Genomic DNA, 748 nt, shown 5'->3' with positions numbered 1-748 from the left:
TCTTGCATGCGCCCCAGACCGCGGCTCTTCGCTCGGTCCATGCCATGAATGTTCTTCGCTTCGGCAAAAACATGTTCGCAACGCGCTCGCATCTTTTGGACACCCCGAAAAGCACCATGCAGTTGGATGCGTTTGGCTTCATTAAGGATGCGGATTTGCTCCCCCTTTGCTATGCGTTTAGCTTGCTTGGCCGCATCATTGGTCTTGCGCTTGTAAACGGGAGTTTTTTCAAGGGTTAAATTCCGCAAGCTGACCAGGGAGAGGATGCCGAGCCGTTTCAATCCACTCAAGTACTCGGGCGTGCCATAAGCTTTATCGGCAGATAAGGTTTGAATGCACAATGCGGGATGTCGAAATCGCATTCCAGCAAGTTGCTGCAGACTCACTTCTCTTTCCGCCTTACCCGAAGCTTGACTTGCTCTGCGGTCTAAGACGACGCCGGAACGTACGTCGATCAAATCATGGACGAGGTAACGCGGATACGCTTCTTGCCCAGCACTCTTCTTGTACAAGCGAGAATCGGGGTCACTTGTGCTTCGATGGGTCTGGTTGGAAAAGGACTTTCCGCGGAAATCTTCATGCACCGCTTGCTCCCCGAGACCTGGCTTGCTGCCGCCGTTTGGCGAAGATGGCGGATCATTCTTCTTGTCGCTCTCGTCCTTTTTCATCCGCTCGTTCTCGGCATGGTCTTCCTTCGATTGGCGTGCCAAATACACCTCGATCGACTCGACCGGAGCAAGCTGAATCT

General features: G+C 53.1%; 1 protein-coding gene. It reads right to left on the bottom strand.

What is annotated here, in order from left to right:
* A partial coding sequence (locus KXG62_RS33870; RefSeq protein ID WP_218096401.1) for a transposase occupies nt 1–748 on the bottom strand: 748 nt, incomplete at both ends.

Origin of the sequence: Paenibacillus solanacearum, from assembly GCF_910593845.1 — a bacterium.
GTDB lineage: Bacteria > Bacillota > Bacilli > Paenibacillales > NBRC-103111 > Paenibacillus_G > Paenibacillus_G solanacearum.
Note: the sequence above shows the minus strand (reverse complement) of the source record. Positions and strands in the feature narration are given on the sequence as shown.